This is a genomic window from Gordonia aichiensis NBRC 108223, assembly GCF_000332975.1.
Classification (GTDB): Bacteria; Actinomycetota; Actinomycetes; order Mycobacteriales; family Mycobacteriaceae; genus Gordonia; species Gordonia aichiensis.
The window spans coordinates 591,414-616,806 of the sequence record NZ_BANR01000003.1 but is presented as its reverse complement, the minus strand read 5'-3'; the positions used below and the strand labels follow the sequence as shown (position 1 = coordinate 616,806).

The window sequence follows — 25,393 nt, the reverse complement described above, 5'->3', positions numbered from 1 at the left end:
GGCGGGTTGGTAGTGGGCATGTCGCCAGATATCCGTTTCGGAGTGAACCTGTTGGGTACCGGCACCGGAGAGGAGTTCCGTGCCCAGGTGCGGGCGGTCGCCGATGCCGGTGCCGACGTCGTCCTCGTACCCGACCACCTCGGCCTGATCGGTCCGATGCCTGCCCTCGTTGCCGCGGCCGCCGAGGCCCCGGACCTGCGGATCGGGAACTTCGTCCTGAACGCGCCTTTCTATCGTCCCGCGCTACTCACCCGCGACCTCGCCACGGTCGATCAACTCAGCCGCGGACGCCTCGAGATAGGACTCGGTGCCGGCTATGTCAAGGACGAATTCGACGCAGCGGGAGTCCCCTTCGGACGCCCCGGACAGCGGGTCGACCACCTCGAGGTGGTCGTCGATCACCTGCGTTCCGCCTTTGACGATCCCGACCAGGCACCCCCGTTCGTGCAGCCGCGTCCACCGATCATGGTCGCGGGCATCGGCGATCGGGTGCTCTCACTCGCCGCGCGTAAGGCCGACATCGTCGCGTTCTCGAATCTCCCGAACGACGCGGTACTGACCGATCGCGTCGCGCATGTCCGCGCCGAGGCGGGAGACCGGGTCGACGCACTCGAATTCAACGTGATCGTGTTCGATCTGGCTGTCGACCGCGAACCCGACGTCACGCCACTGCGCGGGGCGAATCCCGACCTCGACGACGCAGCACTCCGCGGGTCGGTGAACATCCTGCACGGCAGCGCTGCGCAGGTCGCGGAGCGCATCGCGAACCTTCACGAGACGGCTGGGATCTCCTACTTCACCTTCATCGAACCGTCCGCAGCCGACCTCGACGCACTGTCCGAGGTGATCGGTCTGGTGCGCGGCTGAGACCCTCAGTCGACGAGTCCCTGGCGACGTGCCGCCGCCACTGCCGCGGTCCTCGAACCGACACCGAGTTTGGTGAAGATGTGCACGAGGTGCGATTTCACCGTCATCTCGCTGACGTGCAACGCTCGTGCGATCTCTCGGTTGCTACGTCCCGTCGCCACCTGCGCGACGACATCGATCTCCCGTGGCGTCAGCACGGTGTCGGGGGTTGCACGGACGCGGGTCAGCAACCTCGTGGCCACGGTCGGTGAGAGTGCGCTCTCCCCCGCCGCGGCGGCGCGCACTGCGGCGAGCAGCTCTGCGGGCGGGGTGTCCTTGAGGAGATAACCGCTGGCGCCCGCCTCGATGGCGGCGAGGATGTCGGCGTCGGTGTCGTAGTTGGTGACGACCAGAACATGCGGCGCATGGGGCAATTCGTGAATGCTGCGTGTTGCCTCGACCCCCGAAAGCCCTTCCCCGAAGCGGAGATCCATCAGTACGACATCGGGTTGCGGTGTCCGGCCGGCATCGGCGCACCAGGCGACGGCATCTTCTGCGGTCGCGACCTCGCCGATCACCTCGACGTCGTCGGCGTTCGTCAGCAACGCTCGTAATCCGGCGCGCACGATGGGATGGTCGTCGGCCAGGAGCAGCCGGATCATCAGCGCCCCTCCCTCATACTCATGTGCGCAGCTGTCACATCCGTGGCTCCGGTGCGGGATTCATCGGTGGACCCGCGAGCGAGGGGGAACGACACCGCTACGGTGGTACCACCTGCGTCGGACGAGACGTCGGCGATACCCCCGAGATCGGCGACACGACGTCGAATCGTGGTGAGCCCGTAGCCTTCCGACGCGTCGGGGGCGAAACCCGTTCCGTCGTCCACGATGTCGAGGTGCACGTCGTCGTCGGTGTAGGTCAGGGTCAGGTGCAGCGTCGTCGCCTGCGAGTGACGCACCACGTTGGACACCGCCCCCTGTGCGATGCGGACCAGCGCGGCCTCGGTCGGCATGGCGAGCGGTTCAACGTCACCGTCGATCACCACGCTGGTGTCGATTCCGTGTCCGGAGGCGTCCGCCGCCACCCGACGCAGTGCATCGGCCAGTGACGACCCGTCCAATGGCGCCGGTGACAGTTCCGCGATGAGACGTCGGGTCTCTGTGAGAGCCTCGGCAGCCGCGGTGCGCGCCAACGCGATCGACGCCTGCGCGCGTTCGCCAGTCGCCTGCTCGGCCGCATGCAGCAGCAGCTGGATACTCGACAGGCTCTGCGCCACGGTGTCATGGATCTCGGCCGCGAGACGTTCCCGTTCGGCAGCCCGCCCCACCGCCTGTTGCTGCTCGTCGAGATCAGCCCGCGCCGTGACCAATTCGTCGATCAGACGTTCGCGCTGCGCGGCCTCGGCGAACAGTTGCGCGTAGCCCGCCGAGATCACCACGGCCACCCCGGCACCCAGAATCGGCCCGATCACCGCCGCCGCCGACCACCCGCTGTGCGCCGCGTACCCGATCACCGCGACAGCCGTCGCGAGCACCACAGCCACCGACCCCCTACGCCTGCCGAGCAGATGCAGGTAGAGGAAGAACAGCACGAACACGAGGTAGGTGGCTTCGGGGGTCAGCGCCAATTCCGCCAGCCACACCGTGGTCAGGACCGTCAACCACACCAGTGCACGCCGCCGATCGCCGAGCGCGAGTCCGCCGGCGAAGTAGACCGCGAGCCACACCGCTGCCACAACCGCCGCCGCGATGTCGGCGGGGGTCGCGATCAGTGCCCGCGCCATCACCACCGCGGTCAACGCGACGGCCAGCAGGTGCAGACCCCAGCGCAGTCCTGCGACGACGGGAGTGAGCGGCGACGTGTGCATGTCACCCAACGATAACCCCGGACGTGGCGTCGGCATCCATCGAAAGTGTGAGATCACGACGTCGGAAGGGTGGACGGGGCGGCACCTTCTCGGGCGACGCGCGCACGAGGGTTCCCGGCCGAGCATAGAGATACATCCGATATCGACATCTGCGACCGGGCGTGCTCGCCGCGGCGCAGCAGAAAGGACTCCCGATGTATGTCGCGCTTCGCGATCTGCGTCGCGCTCGTGGACGTTTCGCGCTCATCGCGCTCGTCGTCGTGCTCGTGGCGGTGCTCGTCACCTTCCTCAGCGGACTCACCGCGGGCCTCAAGCACCAGAATGTCTCCGCCGTGCAGGCCCTGCCGGGCTCGTCTGTGGTGTTCGCCGACACCGGCACATCACCGTCGTTCGACGAATCATCGCTCACCGCAGCACAACTCGACGCATGGCGATCCGCCGAGCCGAGTACCGTCGCCGTGGGGATCTCGAGGTCACGGATCTCGACGTCCACTCAGCCGGACGCGCCTCTGCCGGTGGCACTCATCGGCACCGATCGCGACGCTCCTGGCTCGGGTCACGTCGAGCTGAGCGCCCCGGTCGCCGACGACCTGCACGCGAGTGCGGGCTCGGTCGTCGAACTCGGCGGTCAACGCTTCACCGTGACGCGGGTGGTCGGCGACGACTGGTATGCCCACAGCCCCGTCGTCTATCTCTCGCTCGGTGATTGGCAGTCGCTCTCGCCGCACTCCGGCGCCGCGACGGTCGCGACCTTCACTGCGTCCGGCGACGCCGACACCACGTCGGTGGCGAGAAGCACCCAGACGACCGTCACCAGTTCCGCCGATTCGCTGTCTGCGTTGGCGTCGTATAAGGCGGAGAACAGCTCGCTGACCTTGATGACCGTCCTGCTGTTCGTCATCTCGGCGTTGGTGATCGGCGCGTTCTTCACCGTGTGGACGGTGCAGCGCGTTCCCGACATCGCAGTCCTCAAGGCGCTGGGCGCCTCCACAGGCTCACTCGTCCGCGATGCCCTGGGCCAGGCCGCGGTCGTGCTCGTCGTCGCGATCATCGCACTCGGCCTCGTCGGCGCAGCGTTGGCACTCCGATTCCTCGTCACCACCGATCCACTCACCGCGCTGGGAGGCGCACGATGACCACAACTACTTCACCGAAATCCACTCCCGCTCTTGAGATGTCGGCGGTCACGCTCACCTTTCCCGATGGCGGCGGGCGTGTGACAGCGCTCGACGACGTCGCATTGGCAGTGGCGCCCGGCGAGATCGTCGCGGTGACCGGTCCTTCCGGCTCGGGAAAGTCGAGTCTGCTCGCGGTCGCCGGCGGACTCATCCGACCCGATTCCGGACGCGTCTTGATCGCCACGGCACCGGACGCCGAGCGTGGCAGCACTCTCGAGTCCGGGGCTGTCGGGTCGGGCGGCACGCCCGGGAAGGTTGTCGAGCTGAGTGCGCTGTCGCGCAAGCAGTCCGCGCGGATGCGCCGTGACCACCTCGGATTCGTCTTCCAACAGTCGAATCTCGTCGGTTCGCTGACGGCTATCGAACAGCTCGAGGTGACCGCGCACCTCGGCCAACGCATCATTGTCGGTGGCCGACGTCGCCGCGCGGTCCACGACCGCGCCCGCGTACTACTCGACCAGGTGGGCCTCGCCGCGCACATGCACAAGCTGCCCGGTCAGCTCTCCGGCGGGCAGCGCCAGCGGGTGAACATCGCGCGCAGCCTGATGAACGACCCGGCTCTGCTGCTCGTCGATGAACCGACGAGTGCGCTCGATCAGCAACGCGGCAGCGAGATCATCGACCTGCTGATCAGGATGTCGCGCACGCAGAATGCGGCGACGATTCTGGTCACCCACGACCCATCCCATCTGCATCGGATGGATGCGGTCTGCGAGATGGTCGACGGAAAGCTGCGCGCGCTCTCTGACGACGAGATCGCCACGCAGCAGCGCGTGGGCGCGGGTGCAGCGAAAGTCGCCTGACGTAGCGGGTGCCGGTTACGCCGTGGGGCCACCGGTGCTGTCGCCGTCGGAGTTGCCTGTCACATCACCGGAGTTGTGTTCGTCGCGGGCGGGCATCTCGACGTCGAGTGCGCTGACCGCGATGCCGTAGGGCAGGAAGCGCACTCGGCGGGCCGGATCGGTGTTGCGTTGATTGGCACGTAGCGCGTCGAGTTCGGTCGCGAATACCTGCTCCACGCGGGCACCGCCGTCGGAATCGGTGACGAACACCGCCCAGACACCCGAACCGGTGTCACCGGTGGTCTCCGGTTCGGGAGCAGCGCGGCGACCGGTCTGCTCGAATACCGACGACCATGCAACACCGCCGGAGGGAGAACCGAGGAACTTCCCGACCATGTCGCGCAGACCGTCCCCGGCCTCTCGAGCGAACCGATCGAAATCCTCCGGATCCATGCCGAATGGATTGTTGCCTGCCATCGTCTACCTCCCTGCGGATATCCGGTGAGCACCGGACTGAACTCCAGTGTGGCGACGCGACCGCTTCTTCGCCACCAACCCGAGCGCAGACCGGTTCAGCGCGGCGCCAACGCCTCGATCGTCCAGGTCAGGTTGCCCGTACTGAGCGTGGTGCGCAGGCGGGTGTCGTAGGCGGAGTGCAGGAGCTTCCAGACCTGCCGTGCCTGCGGCAGATCGATCGACTTGAAATGGGAGACGATGAGTTCGCCGCCCGGCGCCAACCACTGTTGCTCGTAGCGGCGCACGGTGCCCAGCGGGTCGGGCAGGTAGTAGAGCATCTCGGAGAACACGATCGCGTCGAACGCGGGGGTGGAAGCAGTCGGATCGAGGTCACCGGGATCGAACGTGGTGGCGTCGGCGGTCACGAAGGTCGCACGTTCCAGTCCGCAGGCCGTCGCACGTTCGACAGCGCTCGGCGCGGCGTCGACCCCCACGAAGCGGGCGTAGTGCGCGGGCGACAGGCGCTGCGCCAACAGGCCCTCGCCACAGCCGAGTTCGAGCACACGCGGTGCGGACGTGGTCCGAAGGCAGTAGCCGGCGACCACGTGGAATCGAGGGGTCTCCTGCTCGTTGGCGAGGTAGTCCCATTCGCCGTGGCGGTACTCGTCTTCACAGTCGTCGACGCCGTGGGCGGACGAATACGGGCGCAGATAGCTCGAGACCAGTGCTGCCCCGCGCGCGAGCTGGCGCCGGACTCCGCCGATCATCCGACATCACCTGTCAGCGCACCCATCGCCACACCGCCTCCATCGCCGGACACACCCGACGAAATGCTACCGGCGATGCCGCTCCCCGCCGGTGAGATGGCGGCCGCCTGCCGATCGGCATCGTCGGTCAGTCGCTCACCACCGGTAATCGAGGAACTTCCCGTCGAAGGTGACCACCACGCGATCGCCGTCGGGGTCGGGCCGCCTGGCGATGTCGACCTTGAAGTTGATCGCGCTCATGATGCCGTCGCCGAACTCCTCGTGGATGAGCTCTTTGAGCGCAGGGCCGTAGACCGCGAGTGCCTCGTAGAATCGGTAGATCGTCGGATCGGTAACCAGTTCATCATCTCGGGTACGGGCAGGCTGCAGACGCAGACTCTCGGCGACGCCTTCGCCGAGCCCGAGCAGTTCGCAGACGATCTCGGCCTTCTCTGCGGGCACCGGATGCTTTCCGAGTAGGGCCGCGACGGTCCACACCAGCGGCGCCTCGATACGGTCTGCGATCTCGGCCCACGTCAGGCCTGCACGGATTCGCGCGGCGACGATCAGCTCAGCGGCATCGGATTTGGACATGATCGGTGCGTTCACCCGCGACTCCCTGCTCTCGACGACCTACGTCGCCCGGTTGCTCTGTTCTCAGGGTCCACCCTTACGCGGTCAGAGCACTCGCGCCAGTCGAGAGCGCAACCCGCTGTAGAGGGCGCAATCCCCGGTCGGCGCGGGGCGTGATTCGATGACCAGTATGTCGTCCTCCCCTCGCGCCGACGGTGGCACGCAGCCGACCGAAGCACACGGTCGCACCCCATCCCCCTCTGTTTCGCAGCCGGAGAGCGAAGACCAATCCGCGTCTGCACCATCGACCGGCAAGCCCGGCGTCGGCGGACTGCTGCTCGTGGTGCTCGCGTTGCTGTCGGCGGTGGCGCCTTTCGCCACTGACCTCTACCTGCCTGCTTTCCCGCAGATGACCGAGGAGTTGCAGACGTCGGCGACGGCCGTTCAGCTCTCGCTGACAGCGTTCCTGATCGGCATCACGCTCGGGCAGCTCGTCTTCGGGCCGATGTCGGATCGATTCGGGCGACGCGGTCCGCTGATCGCAGGCGCCACGCTGTGCGTGGTCGCAGGCATCGTCGCCGTCCTCGCACCGTCGATCGGTGTGCTCGTCGCCGCGCGGTTCGCTCAGGGACTCGGCGGCGCGGCGGGCATGGTGATCGGCCGGGCGATCATCTCCGACCTCTCGGAGGGCCGTCAGGCCGCGCGCGCCTTCAGCCTGATGATGATCGTCGGCGGCGTCGCGCCGGTGGTGGCCCCTCTTCTCGGCGGTGTCCTGGTGTCCCCGCTGGGCTGGCGAGGCGTCCTCGGTGTGGTGCTCGCGATCTCGGTGCTGATGCTGGTGTCGGCGCTGACGGTGATCCGCGAGACCCTTCCGCGCTCGAGACGACACAGCGCGCGAAACTCCACTCCTCGCAACGGCTTCTCGGAGTTGCTCGACGTCGGATTCCTCGGTTACAGCGCCGCATTCGCGTTCGCCTTCGCGGTCATGATGTCCTACATCTCGGCGTCGCCGTTCGTCTACCAGGACATGATGGGGCTCAGTTCCGGCGTATACGGGCTGATGTTCGGAATCAACGCACTTGGGCTGATGGCGGTCAGTGGACTCGCCGCAAGGCTGTCGTCGACACGCTCGCTGCGCGGGATCGTGGCCGCAGGGCTGACTGTGATGTGTGCGGCGACAGCCACTTTCGGCGTCCTGGTCGCCACCGGCGCGCCAACGGGTTGGCTCGCGGTGCCCCTGTTCGTGTGCGTGAGCAGCCTCGGACTGGTGTTCGGCACCGCAACCGGCCTGGCGATGAGCCATGTGGGATCAGCTGCCGGTGCGGCGTCGGCGGTGCTGGGCGCATTGCAATTCGGGCTCGGCGCCCTGGTGTCACCTCTGGTGAGCATCCGGGGTTCCGACACCGCGGGCCCGCTCGCCATCGTGATGGCTTGTTGCGCAGTGATCTCCGTTGCCGCGTTCGTGGCGGCTGGGCGCGCGCGTGGCGGTGTTCACGACGAGGCGGTCTGAGGGTCTGCGAGCCACTCCCGCAGGCGTTGCACCGGCCAGGTGGTCACGATTCTGTCCTGCCCGATCCCCATCGCCTCGGCACGCTGCGCACCCAGTGCCTTGAACTCGAGTTGCCCCGGCGCATGCGCATCGGAGTCGATGGCGAAAAGGCAGCCGAGATCCCGCGCCAGCGCGAGTAGATCGTCAGGCGGGTCGGCGCGTTCGGGGCGTGAATTGATCTCGACCGCGGTTCCGGTGTCACGACAGGCGGAGAACACCTCGTGCGCATCGAATGTCGACTGTGGTCGCTTACCACGTCCTCCGGTGATCAGCCGTCCGGTGCAGTGCCCGAGGACGCGCACCCGCGGATGCTCGACTGCGGTCACCATCCGACGTGTCATCGGGCCCGCGTCCATTCTGAGCTTCGAATGCACCGAGGCCGTCACGACGTCGAGGCGGTCGAGCATCTCCGGAGACTGGTCGAGCGCACCGTCGTCGAGGATGTCGACCTCGATCCCGGTCAGCAGCGTGATGTCGGAGTCGCCGCGCGCGTTGACTTCGTCAATCACACCGAGCTGCTCATCGAGGCGTTGCGCCGAAAGTCCGTTCGCGACCGTGAGGCGGGGCGAGTGGTCGGTGATCGCCAGCCAGTCCTGGCCGAGAGCCTGTGCAGCCGAAGCCATCTCGTCGATGGATGCGCCTCCGTCGCTCCACGTGGTGTGGGCATGGAGATCGCCGCGTACCGCGGCGTAGAGCGGATCGTCGGAGCCGTTCATGGGCTTTGCTTCCGTCTGCAGACGGTCGAGATAGTCCGGCAGCCTGCCGGCAGCGGCATCGTCTATGACCGCCGCTGTGGTCTTGCCGATGCCCGCCAGCGCGGTCAGCGACCCCGACTGCGCGCGGCGTCGGATCTCGTCATCGCCGACTTCGGCGACCGCAGCCGCTGCCCGACGAAAGGCCTCGACACGGTAGGTGCTCTGTCTGTCCCGCTCGAGGAGCCACGCGATCCGCGTGAGCGCCTCCACGGGCGCCACCGGCGCGGTGAGCGGGATCAGTGAGCGCATTCTTCACAGTAGCCCGATGTAGGTCGTGAGACCGGACGCAGAATCGAGATCGTCAGGCCACGGCGACAGGGGTAGCTTGTCGTCCGTGACCGGACACGTGATCATCCTCACCGGCCCGCCCGGGGCCGGCAAGTCCACCCTCGCCGCACATCTCGCCCGCCGCCATGGCAAGGGCGTACATCTACATACGGACGACTTCTGGCACTACATCGTCTCGGGAGCCATTCCCCCGTACGATCCCGCCGCCGATGTGCAGAACCACACCGTGATGGAAGTGATCGCAGGTGCCGCCTTTACCTATGCGTTCGGCGGCTTCACCACTGTGATCGACGGAATCGTGGGACCGTGGATGCTCCACCATTTCCGGACCACAACAGCACAGCCCCCCGAACCGACAGTCCATTACGTGGTGCTCCGGCCGCACCGAGACATCGCGCTCCAGCGAGCCCGAGCCCGAACAGCACCGAGCGCTTTGATCGACGAAGCGCCGATCCTCTCCATGTGGGATCAGTTCTCCGACCTCGGCGAGTTCGACAACCATGTACTCGACACGTCGGAGGAATCCGAAGAGCGCAGTGCCCGAAGGGTGGCAGAGGCCATCAGTAGTGACCGCTTTCGGCTGCCGCGTACCGAGTAACGCCACCACCATCATGACCCGCAACCGCTAGCCGACGGTGATGGCGTCGAGCCGCTCCCTGATGAATTCACCGCCGATGACGGGCGGGCGTCCGGCCACCTTGCCGATTGGCGGCTCGAGCGGCGTCACCACGGCGTCGTGGTTGAGCTCGTAGAAGAAGATCAAGGAGACCAGGTCCTCCTCGGGTGCGTCGGCCTGCGGAGGCAGCACACGGTGCCTGCCCGCGGGCCAGCGTCGGCCCGACCAGTACTCGAGGAGGTCGCCGATGTTGACCGTCAGCGCCGACGGATCGTACGGCGCGTCCGCCCAGCCGCCCTCGTCGCTGTAGACCTGAAGGCCTCCCGCGCCGGGCTCGCGGTCGAGGATGGTCACCGTGCCGAAGTCGGTGTGTGGGCCGATGCGGAACTGGCCGGGCTCAGGCTCGCCCACGTCGGTCAGTGGCGGATAGTGATTGATGTTCGACGTCCACGTCGCCGCACCGGCGAGATCGCGAAAAGGGTTGTCGCCGAACGTGAGTCCCAGCGATGCAGCCATCAGCGCGAGCAGGTCATCGGACAACTTCTTGCAGGCCGCGGTCCAGGCCGTGAACAACTCGCGCAGGCGCGGTGCCTCGGCAGGCCACACATCGGGAGCGAACCAGTAGTCGTCGACCTCGGGAATGCCGACACGCGTCTGTGCACCCGAGTTGTAGGTTTCCTTGAGGTCGGGAGGTGTCTCGGTGCCCTCGGAGTAGCCGTTGGCCTCGAGTCCCGGACCGATCCAGCCGCGACCGCCGACCCCGACGGCGTACTGCTGCTTGACTTCTGGTGGCATCGCGAAGAACTCTCGGGCGGCGGCCCGTAGTGCTGCAGGCAACGCGGGCTCGATGCCGTGGCCGGTGACGAGGAGGAAGCCCGCCTTCTGCAGCGATTCGTCGACTGCAGCGCATACCGCGTCGGCGCCGGCTCCGCCTTCGCGCCACCGCGACAGGTCGACCGTCAGGATGGGGCTCTCGGTGGTCACAGGACCGTCTCCCGCTTCTCCGAACGCGCTTCGTGCACCCCTCCGTCGACGACGCCGATGTCCTCGTTCCACAGTGCCGGATGATCTGCGATGAAGTCCGTCATCATCGCAACGCAACGCTCGTCGTCGAGAACAATGACGTCGACGCCGAGGTCGCGCAACCATTCCTCGCCGCCGGCGAACGTCCGGTTCTCCCCGATCAGGACGGTGCCGATACCGAACTGCCGGATCAACCCACTGCAGTACCAGCACGGCGCCAGGGTGGTGACCATGATGGTCGACGAGTAGTCGCGCTGACGGCCGGCCGCACGGAACGCGTCGGTCTCACCATGCACGGACGGATCGTCGTGCTGTACGCGCCGATTACGCCCCTCACCGAGCAACGTGCCGTCGGCGCTGAACAGTGCTGCACCGATCGGGATGCCGCCCTCGGCGACACCCAGTTGGGCCTGCTGATAGGCGGTGTCGAGTAGTGCCACGGCGTCTACCGGGGAGGTGGTCTGATGTCGCGGGAGCATGACTCGACTGTGCGCGGTGACGCAGTGGTCTTCAACCGACAGTCCGTCATGTCGCGCGCCGACCGCGACGTGCATATCGTCTGTGCATGCCCGAACGACAGGCGTCGACGCTCTCCCTGCGTCGGATCGTCGACGATTTCCTCACCGAGGCCGATCCGCATGTGCTCACCGCGCACGATTGCCTCGAACGCCCGGTGATATGGGTGCACTCCAGCGAGATCTACGAGATTGGTCCGCTCCTCGCCGGTGGTGAACTGCTCTTGACCACCGGACTCGGCTTGGCGGGTCTGGACGCGGGGACCCGTCGGCACTACATCCGTGAGCTGGCCGAACGCGGTGTCGCAGCGCTTGCCTTCGAGATCGGGCGCAGCTTTGACAGCGTTCCCGAGGAGGTGATCCGCGAGGGCTCACTACGGCGCCTGCCGATCATCGAACTGCGTCGGGTGGTGCCGTTCATCAAGATGTGCCGCGCCGCCAACACCGCCATCGTGTCAGCAGAACTGTCCGATCTACGGGTGCGGGGTCAACTCGACGCCAGGCTGCACGACGACATGGCCTCCGGCGGTGGTGTCGCCAAGATGCTCGAGCACGTCTCCGACGCAGCGCGCTGCCCGATCGTGCTGGTCGGCGCGGGCGGCGCACTGATCGCCGCGCACGGCGTCGACGATGACCGTTCGGCGTGGCGGGCCGTCGATGACCAACTCGCATCGACGGCGATTGTCGTTCGCGGACGTGAGATCGCGCGATTGATCGCCGGACCGAGTGCCACCACAGGCGCAGCAGAACGCGCGGCGATGCTTCTCGATTGCGCGGCAGGCCCACTGACCTCGGCCCTGGTGCGCGCAGGCATCAGCCGTTCTGCGGTGGCGTCCCGACTCATCGAGGAGTTGCTCGCCTCGCGCCCCATCAGGCGCGCCGATCTGTTCGCGCGACTGTCGGGATCGGGGGCTCCGGCGACGCAGTCGTCGCAGATCGTTCCGGTAGTAGTCGAATCCCCCGATTCCCGGATGGCCGAGAGTGCACTGGGCCGTGCGGCGTCGCCCCTTGGCGGCGTTGTATTCGAGACCGTCGACGCCACCGTGTACGGCCTTGTCGTGATGGCGACCCCTGCCGGGGAGCACGACGCCGTCGACTGCGTCCACAAGGCCTTCACCGAACTCGGCCCCCACGGCAGTCGCGTGACCGTCGTCGTGGGGCAACCGTGCGCGACAGCAGATGCCGGACCCGGGCCAGGGCTGTCGATGACACTCGGCGACTCACTGCGGACCTGTGCCGAAAGATTGGGCAGCGCAGTCGAATCCGCGCATTCCACAAACCTCTCCGGTCGGGTGTTCACCGCTAGGTCGCTGGCAGTCGACGCCGCGGCGGGCTCGATGTCCGCGGAGGCACGCGACGAACTCATCGGTCTCATCGATCCACTTCTCCGCCACGACACGGCGTCGTCGACACAACTCGCACGTACCCTCGAGGTGCATCTGCGCAACGGCTGCAGCGCCACTCGTTCTGCGCAGGCGTTGCACATCGGGCGCCAGAGTCTCTATCAACGACTCGACCGCGTGCGCGAGGTTCTCGGCTTCGACCCCACCGATCCCGATATGTACGCGTCGATCCTGCTGGCCTTCAGCGCATTACGCGCCGAGGCCACCGGGACCGCATCGCAGAGGTGACCGCAGAAGCCCAGTCGTCGAACTCCCGATCACCCGCCGCTCCCGAACCCGACGCTCCCGAACCCGACGCTCCCGAACCCGACGCTCCTGAACCCGACGACACGACGCGAGCCCTGCTCCGGCAGCGTCGGAGAAGGACTCGCGTCGGCGTGACCGTCGTTGACGGCCCTGGCGACGGCGTCAGCGGTGGCTTCGCTGCGACGCCTCGACGCTCGTGCGAGCCAAAATCACATACCCCACGAATGCGATTGCGAACCCGACAAAGGCGCCGATGTCGCCCAACTCGGGGACGAGGCGAACCACGTACCCGACGAATTTCTCTTGATTGCAGAAGAGCAGGACCGAGCCGACCAGCGCGATCACGAACGCCGCGAATCCACCCCAGTTCACGTATCTGGTGTCGTAGAGAAGATTCAACGACGGCTTCTCCTTCCGTAGCAGACGGTCGGCGAACACCACCCCGAGCCACGGACCGATCCAGTAGGCGACCAGCAGCAGGAATGCCTCGTACGACGCCGCGGCGTCGGCAAGCGCCCACCAAGCGACTAGGAATCCGACAACACCGAACAGCACCGTGACCAGCGCGCGCTGAGTGTTCATCGGCAACTTGAATCCCATGGTCACGAAGGCCATTGCGCCGGAGTAGACGTTGATCGCGTTCGCCGCGACGGCGCCGACAGCGATGGCGAGCAAGGTGAGGTCGGCGACCAGCGTCGGCAGGTTCGCCGTGAACGCTGCGGTCGGATTGTCCGACGACGCCGCTCCGATCGTCACCGACGCCGCGCCCACGAACATCAGTACGGTGCAGGAGACGAACAACCCGAGTGATGCGTACACGCCGGTCTGCACCCGCGACACCGTCGTCGGCAGGTACCGGGTGTAGTCGGCGGCGTACGGCGTCCAGCCCGCGGTGTATCCGAATGCCGCGCCGACGGTCAGCCAGAACCCGGACATCGAGAAGCCGCCACCGGACGACGGCGGCGCACCGAGATGCGACTTGCTGAAGATGATCACGGCGGCGATCAAGAAGATCACAGCAAGAATGGGTGCGGCGATCCGCTCGAAACGCTGGACGAGGTTGTGTCCGAAGAACGCGAACGCCGTCTGCACGATGACGATGATGATCAACCCGACGAGCGGGGTGAAGCCGAACAGCGTCGACAACGCGAAAGCTCCACTGGCACTGTTGGTCGCGAACCAACCGACACCACACATGACCGCCATGAAGGTCGCGGGCAGAATGTTGCCGCGGTAGCCGAAGGCGAGCCTGCCGAGCACCATCTGCGGTACGCCGTGCAGCGGCCCGTCTGCTGACAAGAGATAGTGAGCGGCCGCCGCGAGGCCGTTGCCCACGACGATCGCGACGACGGCCTGCCAGAAGGACAGTCCGAAGACACCGACGGAGAGCACACCGACGAAGATCGTCGCGAACTCGAGGTTGGGGGCCGTCCACGTCCAGAACAACCCGCGGGGCGTACCGTGCCGTGCCTCGGCCGGAATCGGCTCGTTTCCGCCGGGTTCGACGGCGAGGACCTTGCTGCCGTAATTCAACTGCGAGACGGCGGCATCGTCGTCGGTGGGTGCTTCTGTACTCATGGCCGATACTGTGCTGCGTCCGATGAGCTGCGGCAACCGACGGATTGTCCGTTGCGATCGGGTCGGCGCGCGACAGTTCGACGGTCGGGCGCGTGCGGTGACCCGTGGTGCGCGCTGCGGTCCCTGCCGTTCACTCAGCCGTTCACTCAGCCGCTCACCCAGTCGCGCACTCAGTCGACGCAGGGAATGGCCGCGCCGCTGCTCACCGTGCCACCCGAATCGGGAGCGGGGCCTTCCAGCGAAGCCGTCGTGGCGTCTCCGTTGCTCTCATCGGCCCCTGCCTCACCGCCGGCCGAGCCGGTCGTCGACGTCGCACTCGCGCTCGACGAGGAACCGTCGCCCGACCGCGGAGCCGTACTCGACGGGGCCTTCATGCCAAACGCGGTCTGGATCTGTTCACGCACCGTCGCGACGTCGATGATGTTCACGTCCTGACCGTCGACGGTGTCGTAGCGCTCGACAGGAAGGGTGCGGAAACTCACCCGCTGGTCGCTCGGGCCGAGCATCTGCTGGCCCCAGGACATGAGGTCCCACCCGTCGGACAGGACGACGTCGTTGTTGAGTGCGGTGCTGAGTCTGTTCAGTTTCCCGGGATCGGTCAGCATTCCCGTGCTCTGCACCTGGTGAAGAACCGAGAGGAGGAAGGCCTGCTGCCGGTGGGTGCGATCGAGGTCACCGTTGTCGAGCCCGTGGCGCTGGCGAACGAACGCCAATGACTGGGACGCGTTCAGGTGCTGGTGTCCAGCAGGAAAGCGTGCGCCCGAGTACGAGTCGCGGACAGAGTGATTCAGGCAGACATCGATCCCGCCGAGCGCCTTGGCGATGTCATAGAAGCCGACGAGACTGACCTCGGCGAACCGGTCGATCGGCACCCCGGTGAGCTGGCGGACCGTCTGAATGGTCTCGACTCGGCCTGCCTCACGTCCACGTGATTCGAGCGTGGCCTGATCGGTGACACCCTGAGCGGTCAGCTGATCCTCGAGAATCGCCTTCTTGCGGCCATATGCCTCTTTGATCTTCGCCTGACTCACGTCGAGACCGTCGACATCGACGAGGTCGTCGCGAGGAATGGAGAACGCGACGATGTTCTTCCTGTCCGCGGGGATGTGCACCAGAATCAGGGTGTTGGTGTTGTAGCCGCCCTCGTCGCCGTCTCCGGCATGCAGTTGCTTGAGGATGTCCGGCGACAGGTTGTTGCCGTCGCGGTCTTTGCGCGTGTCGAGGCCCATCAACAGGATGTTCTCGGCACCACCGGTCGAGGCGGGCCCGCCTGCCAGTGCACCGGACCGACCGAAACCTCCTGCAACGTGCGTCGCAGTGCCCCAGGCGAGCCCGACAGCACATAGGATCACCGCTGAACACAGCGCGACCGCCAGGCGCCCCACATGGACGAGAGAGGGACGCCGCGAACGTGTTGGTGGACGGGACTGTGCGTGTCGCGTCGTTCCTTGTCGACGGGGTTCGGGCGCGGGGGTGCTCGCAACAGTGGGAATGGGCTGGGTCAGGTCATCCGCGGAACCCCAGCGGGCTCGCGATGACCCCGCGGCAACCTCACCTGCGGTCATCCGTCTGCCATCTGGACGACGAAAACCGTGCCCGGAGGGTGTCCGACGCGCTCGGTCGCGCGATGTTCCCTCCTGCTCCACTGCTCGTCGCCCTTCCTCGTCTTCTGACCGATCCGACTGTGCATGGCGTCACAGACGGCGGGCGGACTCTCCCCCGACCCGACCCGGCAACGGTAGTGACAGCGCCTGTGAGAGCCCTGAGTGGTCGACGATCCCGACGGAACGGACACCACGAACCGAGGAGGGGCGCGCGGCCACATGCTCACAGCGACCTGGCAGCACCGCCTCAGCCGAACCTCAGCACCGCGGTCGCACCATCGAGTCCGTGACCACTGCCTTCTCAGCCGCCGACTTCGGCGCCCCGCGGGTACTCGGGAGAACTGACGACCACGACGCCGGCCCGGGCCCTGCGACGAACCGCGATCGAGCGGCTCTCACAGCACTCCTCGCCGGGACTGCGGTGCTCTATCTGTGGAACATCACGATCAACGGAAACGCCAACACGTTCTATGCGGGTGCAGCGTGGGCGGGATCACGCAACTGGGAGGCGGTACTGTTCGGCTCGGTCGACCCGTCGAACTTCATCACCGTTGACAAGCCCCCGCTCTCCCAGTGGGTCATGGGGGTTTCCGGCCAGGTCTTCGGATACTCGTCTGCGAGCATGCTGATTCCCGAGGCCGTCATGGGAGTCGCGTCGGTCGCCCTGCTGTATGCCACGGTCGCGCGCATCTCCGGCAGGACGGCAGGACTCGTCTCGGGAGCTGCGCTCGCGCTGACACCGGTTGCGGCCCTGATGTTCCGGTTCAACAATCCCGACGCTGCAATGGTTCTGCTCATGACGGCGGCGGCATACTGCACGGTGCGGGCCACGTCACGCGCCTCGGTGCGCTGGCTCGTGTTGGCAGGTGCCGCCCTGGGTTTCGCGTTTCTCGCGAAGATGCTCGAGGGTCTCATGGTCGTGCCCGCGCTCGGCGCGGTCTATCTACTCGCAGCTCCGACAACGCTCAGGCGCCGCATGTGGCACCTGGTGGCCGCTGCACTCGCGCTGGTGGTGTCAGCGGGATGGTTCGTCGTACTGACGCTACTGTGGCCTGCATCGTCGCGCCCGTACCTCGCGGGTTCGACGGACAACAATTTCATGAATCTGGTCCTCGGCTACAACGGACTCGACCGCATAGCAGGGCACGGCCACACCGGTGGTGACTTTCCTGCCGGCTCGGCTGAGACCGCGGATCACTACATGCACTCCCCTGCAGCCGGTTTCGGTGGCGGCGGGTTCGGCAGCACGCCGGGTATCGGCCGACTCTTCGGCGGCGAGTTCGGGGCGGAGATCTCGTTCCTGCTGCCCTCGGCGCTCATCGGCGTGGTGATCGTGCTGGCTCTGCGTGGCCGCGCACCGCGTACCGATCTCGTGCGTGCGGGTGCGCTGCTCTTCGGTCTCTGGTTGCTGCTCGATGGAATCGTGTTGTCCTTCATGAGCGGAACGGTTCATCCCTACTATTCACTCGCGATCGCCCCTCCGATTGCGGGGTTGGTGGGAATCGGGGTCGTCGAGGCGTGGCGGGCGCGCCAATCGAGCACCTCATGGCGCGCCGTCACCGCGCGCATGGGGTTGGCGACGATGATCGTCGTCGGGGGCGTCTGGGCGTTCATCCTGCTCGACCGCGAGTCGTCATGGTTCCCATGGCTGCGCTGGGCGGTACTTGTCGTTGCCATCGCAACCGCGATACTTGCCGCGGCGCCACCACGCGCACGACGCTCCGTTGCACTCGTCGCCGCCGGGTGCGGCGTCCTGGCCGTCCTCTCGGCTCCTGCGGCATTCGCCATCAATGGCGACACCGTGGCGCACACCGGCGGCGGGCCCTCTGTGTTGCCCGGCCACAACAGTTCTGGCCACGCCGGTTCCGGCCGCGAGGGTTCGGCGTCGGGTGTCGCCGAACACAGCGGTTCCGATGGCTTCGGCTCCCCCGCGGACTCGCCACAACTCGATCGTTTGCTGCGGTCGAGTACCGACCGCTGGGCGGCGGCGACCACCAGAACGTCAAGCGCTGCATCGCTTGAACTCGACGCCCACGTTCCCGTGATGGGCATCGGTGGATTCTCCAACGATCCGACGCCGACACTCGCACAGTTCCAGAAGTACGTGGCCGACAAGCAGATCGGCTACTACGTCGTGACCGGTCAGCGCGAAACGGCACCTGCCGCACGAGACGAGTCGTCGAAGGCCATGGGAGAGTTCGCCAGTGAACAGCACACGGGTAGGAGTACCGGATCAGTGGCCGCGACTATCGCGGCATGGATCGCGAACCACTACGCCGCCCGCACCGTCGGCGGCTACACGGTCTACGACCTGAACGTACCGACCGCAGCGGCAAAGACGGAACCGTCGTCGACAACGACTGCGGCACAGCAGAGTTCCGGCTCCGCACAGTCGGAAGAACACACAGGCGCCCATCGTGGTAACCATCACCTGGCACGGAGCTGAGGAGAACACCGATGTTTTGTCAGCAAATTCAGATTTACGCTCTGACCACTCTCTCAGTCACGAACGGCAGTGTGGTCTCGTGAACAGCAACAGGCCCGACGAGCACCACACCTCGCGGATCGAGGGTCCGCTCCCCGAGCAGTACAGCACAGCACCGATCGATTCAACGCCTCCCGACCGGCACAGCGCCGACACATTCCCCGAGCCGTCGCGGCAGAGCACGCCGTACCAGCACCCGTACGACACTGCAGACCACAGCGCTGCCGGCCCCTATGCCGCTGGTCATCACAGCGGCCCTCCTCCGATCGGTTCCTATCCCAGCGGAGTGTATCCGTCGGCACAACCGATGCCTGCGCCCCGCGGCAGAGGAATCGCCAAACCCGTTGTCGCAACGGCGTTACTGGCCGGGTTGGTCGGTGGACTCGTCGGCGTGGGCGGGTACGCTCTTGTCGACCATGGGTCGTCGTCGAGTGCGCCGGTCATCGCTTCTGCGCCTGCGTCGGCGACCAATGCCGCTGACGCGCAACCCGGTTCGGTTACCTACGCTGCGCAGGTCGCATCGAAGTCAACGGCCGACATCAAGGTGTCGACGGCTCAGGGCTCAGCGGTCGGCAGCGGCATCATCCTCTCCCCCGACGGCTACGTACTGACCAACAATCACGTCGTCAACGGCGTCGGCAACGGTGCCAAGATCCAGGTCACCACGCCGGACGGAAAGACCTATCCCGCGACGGTCAAGGGAAGCTCGCCGTCGTACGACATCGCGGTGATCAAGCTCGACGGCGCGTCGGGACTGACACCGGCGACAATCGGCGACTCGGGGTCACTTCAAGTCGGTCAACAGGTCGTCGCCGTCGGCAGCCCCGAAAACCTCTCCAACACGGTGACATCCGGAATCGTGAGCGCACTGTCGCGGACCGTCACCGCAGGCGACCAACAGGGCGGCTCCGTCACCGTCTACAACGGGCTCCAGACCGACACCCCGATCAATCCTGGCAATTCAGGAGGGCCGTTGGTCAATCTGCAGGGCCAGGTCATCGCTGTGAACTCGGCGGTCGACACCGGTCAGAGCAGGGGCCCGCAGGCGTTCGGCCTCGGCTTCGCGATCCCGATCAATACCGCCAAACGGATTGCCAACGAGTTGATGCAGGACGGTCAGGCAACCAAACCCATTCTCGGAGTGTCGGGTTCACTCGCGTCGAGCGATGAATCGGTCAACGGTGCCACGGTTCGGTCGGTGCAGGCAGGTGGTCCGGCAGCTGACGCCGGGATCGCGAATGGCGACACGATCACCAAGATCGGCAATGCCAGCATCAGCAACTATGCCGATCTCATGGCACAGATCCTCACACATGCGCCGGGCGAGACCATCCCCGTCACCGTGAGCTCCGGCGGCCAGACCAAGACCGTTCAGGTCACGCTCGGCAGTACCGTCGACAAGGAGCAGACCACGATTTCCGAGCAGGGCAGTGGTTCTGACGGCAGCGGGTCGGGTGGCGGTTCCGACGACGGATCCGGCGGGCGCTCTGGCCAGCGGCTCCCCTTCGGTTTCGGACTGCCCTGACACTCATGGCAGCAGAGGCAGACATCACGCCACGGCCCCGGCCCGCCGCGCCATCGTCATCGCGTTGTCGACGGCGGCACCGCCGGTGTCGTTGTTGAAGTAGACGAAGACGTCGTCTGACGACGTGAACGCCGCGTGCAGCCGCTCGAGCCACCCGTCGATGGCGCGGGTGCCGTACGACGGCGGAGGCGAAGCGAGACCGGAATGCATTCGGAGGTAACCGAAGTCTGCCGTCCGCCACAACGGAGTGAGCGACCTGCTGCCGCGGTCGGCCCAGCACAGTGCGGCATTGTGTTTTTCCAGTGCCGCACGGACATCGTCGACCCACCACGAGTCGTTGCGCGGCTCGACCACGACCCGCACCGTCTTCCCGAACTCCGAAAGAACGGCGTCGAGCGCCTCCGGATCGACCGTCAGGTTCGGGGGAAGTTGCAACAGAACGGGCCCGAGATGCGCACCGAGCGCGTCCGCGCGACCCAGGAAGCGCGCCACCGGTTCTGCAGGCTCCCTCAGTCGTCGCACGTGGGTCAGATACCGACTCATCTTCACCGATACCAGAAACCCTTGCGGCAGAACCTCATTCCACCCCTCAAACGTGGACCGTTCGGGGAGCCGGTAGAAGGTGTTGTTGACCTCTACTGTCGAGAACTTCTGCGCGTAGTACTCCAGCCAGCGGCGTTGCGGCAGTCCGGTCGGATAGAAGTGGCCGCGCCAGTCCTTGTACTGCCAACCGGAGGTACCGATGTGAAAGTTCACCGCGGGTCACCCTGTCAGACGTAGCGGCGTGCGATGTCGACCACCTGGCCCCGGTATCCCCCGCCGAACACGACGGCATGCATGAGCACCATTGACAGGTAATGGAGCGGCACGCGTTCACGCCAGCCGTCGGCCAGGGGGTACTGGTGTTGGTAGCCGTCGAGGATGTCGTCGAGATGCGGGGTGCCAAACAGCGCGAGGGCCGCGAGGTCGGTCTCCCGATGACCCACGTGCGCCGACGGATCGATGAGCACACACCCCTCCGGTGACCACATCACATTTCCCGACCACAGATCGCCGTGCAGTCGCGACGGAGCGTCGTCGGTGTCAAAGTTCCCCTCGCGCAGCCGCTCACAGAGCTGTTCGACGATGCGTGCGTCGTTGCCGCGCAGGCCGCTCTCGGGTAGCAGTGGCATGAGTCTCTCGTCTGCATACATCGCACCCCAGGAGTCGTGCCCGGTGAGCGGAAGATCGAGGAGGTGGTCGTTGGGGCCCTGATATCCCGCACCCTCCCAGTCCGGTGGCCCCTCACCCCAGCGCGCAGACTCGTCGAGCGTGTGCGTGACGGCGAGTCGTCGGCCGAAATCCGTTGCGGCATCGGCACTCGGTGACGTCGAATCTACGCGGGTCTCTGTCAGCGTGGAGTCGTCGGTGGACACGACGCCGACAATCAATGCGCCGCCGGAGTCCATAGCTCCTGCGAGCCACCGCAACCCTGCCACCTCCCAGCGGGCCGGGCGTCCGGAGGTGTGTTTGGTGAATGTTGAGGAGGGCATGACTCCTTGATACCCGCGCCGCCCGGTGATCGCCCATGGCGCGACATGAATCAGTCGCGGTATCGGGCAAGATACACCAGGTCATACGGACCGGTGTCGCGTCTGCGGATCTCCCGATAGCCCATGCGCTGATACAGCCGTAAGTTGGCGACGCTCCGCTCCCCGGTGAACAGTTCGACGCGCGTGACATTCTCGGGCAGTACCGAGTCGACAGCGGTGAGCAGACGCGTCCCCATCCCGCGTCCCTGCATGTCAGGAGCGACGACGAGGCGCATCACCTCGGCCACATCACGGTCGACGCGGATTCGCATCGCCGCGACCAGCCTGCCCCCGACTCGAATCCCCCATGCACGCACCGCGGAACCCGACAGTTCGGTGAGTAGGTCGAGTAGCGTCTGCGTCAGTGCGGGCAGCGAGACGTCGTCGTGTAGTTGCGCCTCGGTCACGTACGCCGCTCGCTGCAATGTCAGGAGTTCACCTGCGTCGCCGGTCGTCAACTCGACGATGTCGGCATCATTCATCGACATCGCGCCGTCGTCACTCTCTCCGTCACGAGGGTTCACGCATGATACCCAGATGCCGAACCGAACCCGACAGTCCCGGAAGCTCTTTCACCGGAGTCCAGGTGTTGAGGCCGTCGGTGCTGTCGGAGTAGAGGTACTTGCCCGCCTTGTAGGCATCGAGATAGATCCGCCACGCACCGCTGGGCAGTTGGATCACAGCGGGGCCCTCGACGAACGCACCCCAGTTGCCTGGCGCGATGAACCGATACGGACCGTACAGCGACGACGACACTGCGTGTTGCACAACCTTCTTCGTCTCGTTTTTGGTGAAGGCGTGGTAGGTCTGGCCGACCTTCACGATCGTCGTATCGATGTGGTCTGCGCCGAGTCCGGAAAGCGGAATGGGCGGACCCCACGCACGCAGGGATGAGTCGAGCGCTGTCATGATGTACGGCACGAAACCTCCGCCCGTCGACATCGAGAAGATGACGTGGACACGCCCGCCCTCGACAAACCAGTCGGGCGCCCATGCCTTGGTGGTGAACGGGGAGAGCGACGGACCGTCGGACGATCCGGCAGAACCGGACGAGCCCGGCCCGCTCGACGAACCGAGCCCCTTGCCGTCACCGGTGCCGGGCAGAAACGCGCAGCAGAGCGGCACCGGTACGTTGCGCACGAAACTCCAGTGCACCCTGTCGCGGCTGCGCGCGAAACCGATGTTCGCGCCGTCGACCGTTGTGTAGGTGACGTAGTAGAAGCCGTCGGCGTGGCGGAAGATGCTGGGATCGCGCACGCGGCCGCTCGGCGGCCGGTACGCGGGCTTGGCCACGGGCTCGAAGGCGCTGCCGTCGGCGGATTGGTACACATCCATGTACATGTCGCTGGTGTTGCTGAAGGCCACCATCGTGTAGCGCCATCCTGCGGCGGCGCTACTCCCCTGATCCGAGAACATCAGGCCGACGACAGCAAGAATCGCCACCGCCACCGAGGAGAAGGAGCGTCGTCTGGCTTGGGTCACCGCTGCAGTATCGGCGACTCGGACCGCGATGTGTACCCACCGGGGCAAATCGTTATCGACAGTAATTCTGTGTCCCGCGCGGAGAGACGCGGATCCGGCGGCGCGGACTCGACGCGGCCAGAGTGCGGTTGGCTCTGCCATCAGCTCCCGGAAGGACACCACGGAACTGCGACATGGGGCTGCAAAAGTGCGCCAGAATCGCACGCGACACACCGGGATACGACGGATTCCTGCTATCTGTTGCAGCGACCCATAGGCCCCAAAGACGCTCTCTGTCTTGGCTGTTGGAACTTCAGGACTTCCTCTCGCCAAGCGCACGCGTCGCCCAATGCAGGAGCACAACGTGATCACCAAGCACTCCCCTCTCGGCGTCATCGATTCGGGCGTCGGAGGCCTGACCACTGTGGCCGCGCTGTCCAAGCTGTTACCAGGCGAGAATGTGATCTATTGCGGCGACAATGGAAACGCTCCGTATGGAAACCGCACCGGCGCCGAGATCGTCGAACTCACCTCCCACATGCTGCGTTACCTCGCCAATCGAGGCGTGAAGATGGTGGCTGTTGCATGCAACACCATCTCCACGACGTTCGATCTGCCGGAGTTCGGTGGATATCAGGATCAGTTCGGCATTCCCGTCCTGTCCATCGTGCGAGCGGCAGCCGAGGACGTCGTGCATCTGCGCTATCAGTCGGTGGGCGTCATCGCGACAGCGTTCACGATCGCCTCCCGCTGCTATCCCACACTCATCGACGAACTCGACCCCGATATCACTGTGTTCGGCGAGCCGAGCGTCAACCTGGCCGCGCTGATCGAGCAAGGGGATCTCACCAGTCCCGCCATCGATGCCGAGGTCACCAGCCACCTCGACGATCTGCTCAACGCCCACGCGGTCCGCGACATCGTGCTCGGCTGCACGCACTATCCCATCCTGCAGCCGTTGTTCGAGGCCAAAGCACCCCACGTCGCGTTCATCAACCCAGCCAAGGACCAAGCGCGTGATGTTCGGTTGCAGCTCGTCAAGAGCGGGCTCCTCCTGCACGGATCCCACGACACCGTCGGCTCTCTCGAGATCAACACCAGCGGCACCCGGCCCGTCTTCGACACCGTGCTCAACGAACTCGGCATCACTCGCGAGTACACACTGACCGAGCACGTCGACTATTCATCTGTTTCCGCGTCCTGACCCGACGCGTTCCTCGGTACCGATGTGATGCTCCCCTTTGCTGAACACACCACCCTGCGCTCTGCCATTCTGGACACGGACGGGAAAGTCGACGAAAGGGGCTCGCCCATGCTCCGGTCCGGACTCGATCCTGAACTCGTCAACCAATGGCGCAGACGAATCGGACCTGTGGGCGCGCTCGGGCCTCACCGGTCGATCCAGGTGCGTTCGCGAGGTCGGCAGGGGATCGACCTCTACCTGCCTATCGTCGAGTTCGATGCGGAGGTTCCGGAGGACTTCGAGCAGATCGCCTACTGGCGGCCCCTCGGCTCGATCTTCACATTCTGCTATCTGCAGACGCCGGTCCGGACAATGAGAACCGCGGCGCATATACGTGAGTGCCCGTCGAACTTTCTGGTGCTGGCCAGCATTTCGACAGGACTCACCACCGGCACCGCCAACGGGCACGAGTTCTTGGCGCGAGCCGGAGAGTTGTCGATCACCGACAGCCGCCTGCCCTACGATCTCATCACTCACAGCACCTCCGAGGTGACCGGGATCTGGATACCGACCGACATGCTCGGTGACGACATCGCCGCAGGAGCGACCGTCGCCCCCAATCCCGCCGACACGGTGCTGACGCGAGCATGCACCGGACTCGTGACACGTTTCGCCCTCGATGCCGTCATCGGCGGGATCGACGTCGACGCCGCTGCCGAGCAGAACATCATCGACGTCGTGCGGATGCTGCTCAACCAGCACACCAGCCGATATCAGACCTTGCGCGAGCAACCGATTGTCCTGCGAGAAGCGATCGACGGCATGATCGACCGAAACTTTCGGAACCCCACGTTCACTGCCGACACCATCGCCACGCACCTGCACATCAGCAAACGTCACCTCTACCGACAACTCGCTGACCCGGATCAACCGTCACTGGCGGACCGAATCGCCGCTCGGCGACTCGACTGGGCCCGTGGCCAACTCGAACAACCGGGACAGGCTCGGCTCGGCGACATCGCCCACGCCGCGGGGTTCTCCTCAACAGCCACTTTCCGAAACCGGTTCCGAGCGAAGTACGGCCTCACTCCCGATGAGTACCGACGCCATCACTGCGCCCAACCCGTGCACCGCGGCTGATCG

At 65.9% G+C, this 25,393-nt stretch carries 24 protein-coding genes; 10 read left to right on the top strand and 14 right to left on the bottom strand.

Going from position 1 to position 25,393, the window contains the following annotated elements; all coding sequences use genetic code 11:
• Window positions 1-18 precede the first annotated feature (18 nt).
• Window positions 19-867 (top strand): TIGR03621 family F420-dependent LLM class oxidoreductase, encoded by an 849-nt coding sequence (locus GOACH_RS04285; protein WP_005171055.1) that lies wholly within the window; start codon window positions 19-21, stop codon window positions 865-867.
• Window positions 868-872: 5 nt separating this feature from the next.
• On the opposite strand, the gene GOACH_RS04280 is transcribed toward GOACH_RS04285, so the two are convergent.
• Both GOACH_RS04280 and GOACH_RS04275 read right to left on the bottom strand, forming a co-directional pair.
• Window positions 873-1,508: a response regulator gene (locus GOACH_RS04280; protein WP_005171052.1), complete on the bottom strand. Its 636-nt coding sequence runs from the start codon at window positions 1,506-1,508 to the stop codon at window positions 873-875.
• Window positions 1,508-2,713, bottom strand: a complete 1,206-nt coding sequence (locus GOACH_RS04275; RefSeq protein ID WP_040517595.1) for a sensor histidine kinase — start codon at window positions 2,711-2,713, stop codon at window positions 1,508-1,510. Before GOACH_RS04275 ends, GOACH_RS04280 begins: the two co-directional genes overlap by 1 nt.
• A 194-nt stretch (window positions 2,714-2,907) precedes the next feature.
• Between GOACH_RS04275 and GOACH_RS04270 the strand changes: the two genes are divergently transcribed.
• Both GOACH_RS04270 and GOACH_RS04265 read left to right on the top strand, forming a co-directional pair.
• Window positions 2,908-3,849, top strand: a complete 942-nt coding sequence (locus GOACH_RS04270) for an ABC transporter permease (RefSeq protein WP_005171048.1) — start codon at window positions 2,908-2,910, stop codon at window positions 3,847-3,849.
• Window positions 3,846-4,694, top strand: coding sequence for an ABC transporter ATP-binding protein (locus GOACH_RS04265; RefSeq protein ID WP_005171045.1), 849 nt, complete (start codon window positions 3,846-3,848; stop codon window positions 4,692-4,694). The genes GOACH_RS04270 and GOACH_RS04265 overlap by 4 nt, the downstream gene beginning before the upstream one ends.
• A 15-nt stretch (window positions 4,695-4,709) precedes the next feature.
• Here the strand turns inward: GOACH_RS04265 and GOACH_RS04260 are convergent, their stop codons facing one another.
• The 3 genes from GOACH_RS04260 to cynS form a co-directional block, all read right to left on the bottom strand.
• Window positions 4,710-5,150: an Rv0313 family protein gene (locus GOACH_RS04260; RefSeq protein WP_005171042.1), complete on the bottom strand. Its 441-nt coding sequence runs from the start codon at window positions 5,148-5,150 to the stop codon at window positions 4,710-4,712.
• 95 nt (window positions 5,151-5,245) lie between these two features.
• Complete coding sequence (locus tag GOACH_RS04255) at window positions 5,246-5,896, bottom strand: class I SAM-dependent methyltransferase (protein WP_005171038.1); 651 nt, start codon at window positions 5,894-5,896, stop codon at window positions 5,246-5,248.
• A 135-nt stretch (window positions 5,897-6,031) separates the two neighbouring features.
• Window positions 6,032-6,484 (bottom strand): cyanase, encoded by a 453-nt coding sequence (cynS, locus tag GOACH_RS04250; protein WP_005171033.1) that lies wholly within the window; start codon window positions 6,482-6,484, stop codon window positions 6,032-6,034.
• A gap of 145 nt (window positions 6,485-6,629) precedes the next feature.
• On the opposite strand from cynS, the gene GOACH_RS04245 reads away from it, so the two are divergent.
• A complete protein-coding gene (locus GOACH_RS04245; RefSeq protein WP_005171028.1) occupies window positions 6,630-7,958 on the top strand; it encodes a multidrug effflux MFS transporter in 1,329 nt (442 codons plus the stop codon).
• On the opposite strand, the gene GOACH_RS04240 is transcribed toward GOACH_RS04245, so the two are convergent.
• Window positions 7,940-9,001: a PHP domain-containing protein gene (locus GOACH_RS04240; RefSeq protein WP_005171025.1), complete on the bottom strand. Its 1,062-nt coding sequence runs from the start codon at window positions 8,999-9,001 to the stop codon at window positions 7,940-7,942. The two genes, GOACH_RS04245 and GOACH_RS04240, sit on opposite strands and share 19 nt — an antisense overlap.
• 85 nt (window positions 9,002-9,086) lie before the next feature.
• On the opposite strand from GOACH_RS04240, the gene GOACH_RS04235 reads away from it, so the two are divergent.
• On the top strand, window positions 9,087-9,638 hold the full coding sequence (locus tag GOACH_RS04235) for an AAA family ATPase (protein ID WP_005171021.1): 552 nt from the start codon (window positions 9,087-9,089) through the stop codon (window positions 9,636-9,638).
• 27 nt (window positions 9,639-9,665) lie between these two features.
• Here GOACH_RS04235 and GOACH_RS04230 read toward each other — a convergent pair whose 3' ends face one another.
• Window positions 9,666-10,640 (bottom strand): isopenicillin N synthase family dioxygenase, encoded by a 975-nt coding sequence (locus GOACH_RS04230; RefSeq protein ID WP_005171019.1) that lies wholly within the window; start codon window positions 10,638-10,640, stop codon window positions 9,666-9,668.
• Window positions 10,637-11,158 (bottom strand): nucleoside deaminase, encoded by a 522-nt coding sequence (locus tag GOACH_RS04225; RefSeq protein WP_052003903.1) that lies wholly within the window; start codon window positions 11,156-11,158, stop codon window positions 10,637-10,639. The genes GOACH_RS04230 and GOACH_RS04225 overlap by 4 nt, the downstream gene beginning before the upstream one ends.
• Window positions 11,159-11,244: 86 nt before the next feature.
• Between GOACH_RS04225 and GOACH_RS04220 the strand changes: the two genes are divergently transcribed.
• The gene (locus GOACH_RS04220; RefSeq protein WP_005171017.1) at window positions 11,245-12,825 is read left to right on the top strand and encodes a helix-turn-helix domain-containing protein; all 1,581 of its coding nucleotides are present in this window, start codon (window positions 11,245-11,247) and stop codon (window positions 12,823-12,825) included.
• 180 nt (window positions 12,826-13,005) lie between these two features.
• Here the strand turns inward: GOACH_RS04220 and GOACH_RS04215 are convergent, their stop codons facing one another.
• Together GOACH_RS04215 and GOACH_RS04210 are read right to left on the bottom strand one after the other, a co-directional pair.
• Window positions 13,006-14,421: a purine-cytosine permease family protein gene (locus GOACH_RS04215; protein ID WP_005171015.1), complete on the bottom strand. Its 1,416-nt coding sequence runs from the start codon at window positions 14,419-14,421 to the stop codon at window positions 13,006-13,008.
• Window positions 14,422-14,591: 170 nt separating this feature from the next.
• Window positions 14,592-16,067, bottom strand: coding sequence for an LCP family protein (locus tag GOACH_RS04210; protein ID WP_083859014.1), 1,476 nt, complete (start codon window positions 16,065-16,067; stop codon window positions 14,592-14,594).
• A 244-nt stretch (window positions 16,068-16,311) separates the two neighbouring features.
• Here GOACH_RS04210 and GOACH_RS04205 point away from each other — a divergent pair, with 244 nt between their 5' ends.
• Both GOACH_RS04205 and GOACH_RS04200 read left to right on the top strand, forming a co-directional pair.
• Window positions 16,312-18,471, top strand: coding sequence for an ArnT family glycosyltransferase (locus GOACH_RS04205; RefSeq protein WP_005171011.1), 2,160 nt, complete (start codon window positions 16,312-16,314; stop codon window positions 18,469-18,471).
• Window positions 18,472-18,550: 79 nt separating this feature from the next.
• A complete protein-coding gene (locus tag GOACH_RS04200; RefSeq protein ID WP_005171009.1) occupies window positions 18,551-20,035 on the top strand; it encodes a S1C family serine protease in 1,485 nt (494 codons plus the stop codon).
• Between the two features lie 24 nt (window positions 20,036-20,059).
• On the opposite strand, the gene GOACH_RS04195 is transcribed toward GOACH_RS04200, so the two are convergent.
• The 4 genes from GOACH_RS04195 to GOACH_RS04180 are packed head-to-tail and all read right to left on the bottom strand — an operon-like array spanning window position 20,060 to window position 23,136.
• On the bottom strand, window positions 20,060-20,791 hold the full coding sequence (locus GOACH_RS04195) for a DUF72 domain-containing protein (RefSeq protein ID WP_005171007.1): 732 nt from the start codon (window positions 20,789-20,791) through the stop codon (window positions 20,060-20,062).
• 14 nt (window positions 20,792-20,805) lie between these two features.
• On the bottom strand, window positions 20,806-21,567 hold the full coding sequence (locus GOACH_RS04190; RefSeq protein WP_005171004.1) for a fructosamine kinase family protein: 762 nt from the start codon (window positions 21,565-21,567) through the stop codon (window positions 20,806-20,808).
• Window positions 21,568-21,617: 50 nt separating this feature from the next.
• Window positions 21,618-22,130, bottom strand: coding sequence for a GNAT family N-acetyltransferase (locus GOACH_RS04185; RefSeq protein ID WP_157227483.1), 513 nt, complete (start codon window positions 22,128-22,130; stop codon window positions 21,618-21,620).
• The gene (locus GOACH_RS04180; RefSeq protein ID WP_005170999.1) at window positions 22,117-23,136 is read right to left on the bottom strand and encodes a glycoside hydrolase family 43 protein; all 1,020 of its coding nucleotides are present in this window, start codon (window positions 23,134-23,136) and stop codon (window positions 22,117-22,119) included. The genes GOACH_RS04185 and GOACH_RS04180 overlap by 14 nt, the downstream gene beginning before the upstream one ends.
• A gap of 295 nt (window positions 23,137-23,431) precedes the next feature.
• Here GOACH_RS04180 and murI point away from each other — a divergent pair, with 295 nt between their 5' ends.
• Window positions 23,432-24,271 (top strand): glutamate racemase, encoded by an 840-nt coding sequence (gene murI, locus GOACH_RS04175; RefSeq protein WP_005170995.1) that lies wholly within the window; start codon window positions 23,432-23,434, stop codon window positions 24,269-24,271.
• Between the two features lie 108 nt (window positions 24,272-24,379).
• Window positions 24,380-25,390 (top strand): AraC family transcriptional regulator, encoded by a 1,011-nt coding sequence (locus GOACH_RS04170; protein WP_005170992.1) that lies wholly within the window; start codon window positions 24,380-24,382, stop codon window positions 25,388-25,390.
• The last annotated feature ends 3 nt before the right edge of the window (window positions 25,391-25,393 follow it).

What these genes read in the sequence shown, in the direction of transcription:
- GOACH_RS04245 (WP_005171028.1), top strand. Translation starts at nt 6,630, where the DNA reads ATGACCAGTATGTCGTCCTCCCCTCGCGCCGACGGTGGCACGCAGCCG.
- GOACH_RS04260 (WP_005171042.1), bottom strand. Translation starts at nt 5,150, where the DNA reads ATGGCAGGCAACAATCCATTCGGCATGGATCCGGAGGATTTCGATCGG.
- GOACH_RS04285 (WP_005171055.1), top strand. Translation starts at nt 19, where the DNA reads ATGTCGCCAGATATCCGTTTCGGAGTGAACCTGTTGGGTACCGGCACC.
- GOACH_RS04275 (WP_040517595.1), bottom strand. Translation starts at nt 2,713, where the DNA reads ATGCACACGTCGCCGCTCACTCCCGTCGTCGCAGGACTGCGCTGGGGT.
- GOACH_RS04240 (WP_005171025.1), bottom strand. Translation starts at nt 9,001, where the DNA reads ATGCGCTCACTGATCCCGCTCACCGCGCCGGTGGCGCCCGTGGAGGCG.
- GOACH_RS04220 (WP_005171017.1), top strand. Translation starts at nt 11,245, where the DNA reads ATGCCCGAACGACAGGCGTCGACGCTCTCCCTGCGTCGGATCGTCGAC.
- GOACH_RS04190 (WP_005171004.1), bottom strand. Translation starts at nt 21,567, where the DNA reads ATGCCCTCCTCAACATTCACCAAACACACCTCCGGACGCCCGGCCCGC.
- GOACH_RS04280 (WP_005171052.1), bottom strand. Translation starts at nt 1,508, where the DNA reads ATGATCCGGCTGCTCCTGGCCGACGACCATCCCATCGTGCGCGCCGGA.
- GOACH_RS04265 (WP_005171045.1), top strand. Translation starts at nt 3,846, where the DNA reads ATGACCACAACTACTTCACCGAAATCCACTCCCGCTCTTGAGATGTCG.
- GOACH_RS04225 (WP_052003903.1), bottom strand. Translation starts at nt 11,158, where the DNA reads ATGCTCCCGCGACATCAGACCACCTCCCCGGTAGACGCCGTGGCACTA.
- GOACH_RS04170 (WP_005170992.1), top strand. Translation starts at nt 24,380, where the DNA reads ATGCTCCGGTCCGGACTCGATCCTGAACTCGTCAACCAATGGCGCAGA.
- GOACH_RS04215 (WP_005171015.1), bottom strand. Translation starts at nt 14,421, where the DNA reads ATGAGTACAGAAGCACCCACCGACGACGATGCCGCCGTCTCGCAGTTG.
- GOACH_RS04255 (WP_005171038.1), bottom strand. Translation starts at nt 5,896, where the DNA reads ATGATCGGCGGAGTCCGGCGCCAGCTCGCGCGCGGGGCAGCACTGGTC.
- GOACH_RS04270 (WP_005171048.1), top strand. Translation starts at nt 2,908, where the DNA reads ATGTATGTCGCGCTTCGCGATCTGCGTCGCGCTCGTGGACGTTTCGCG.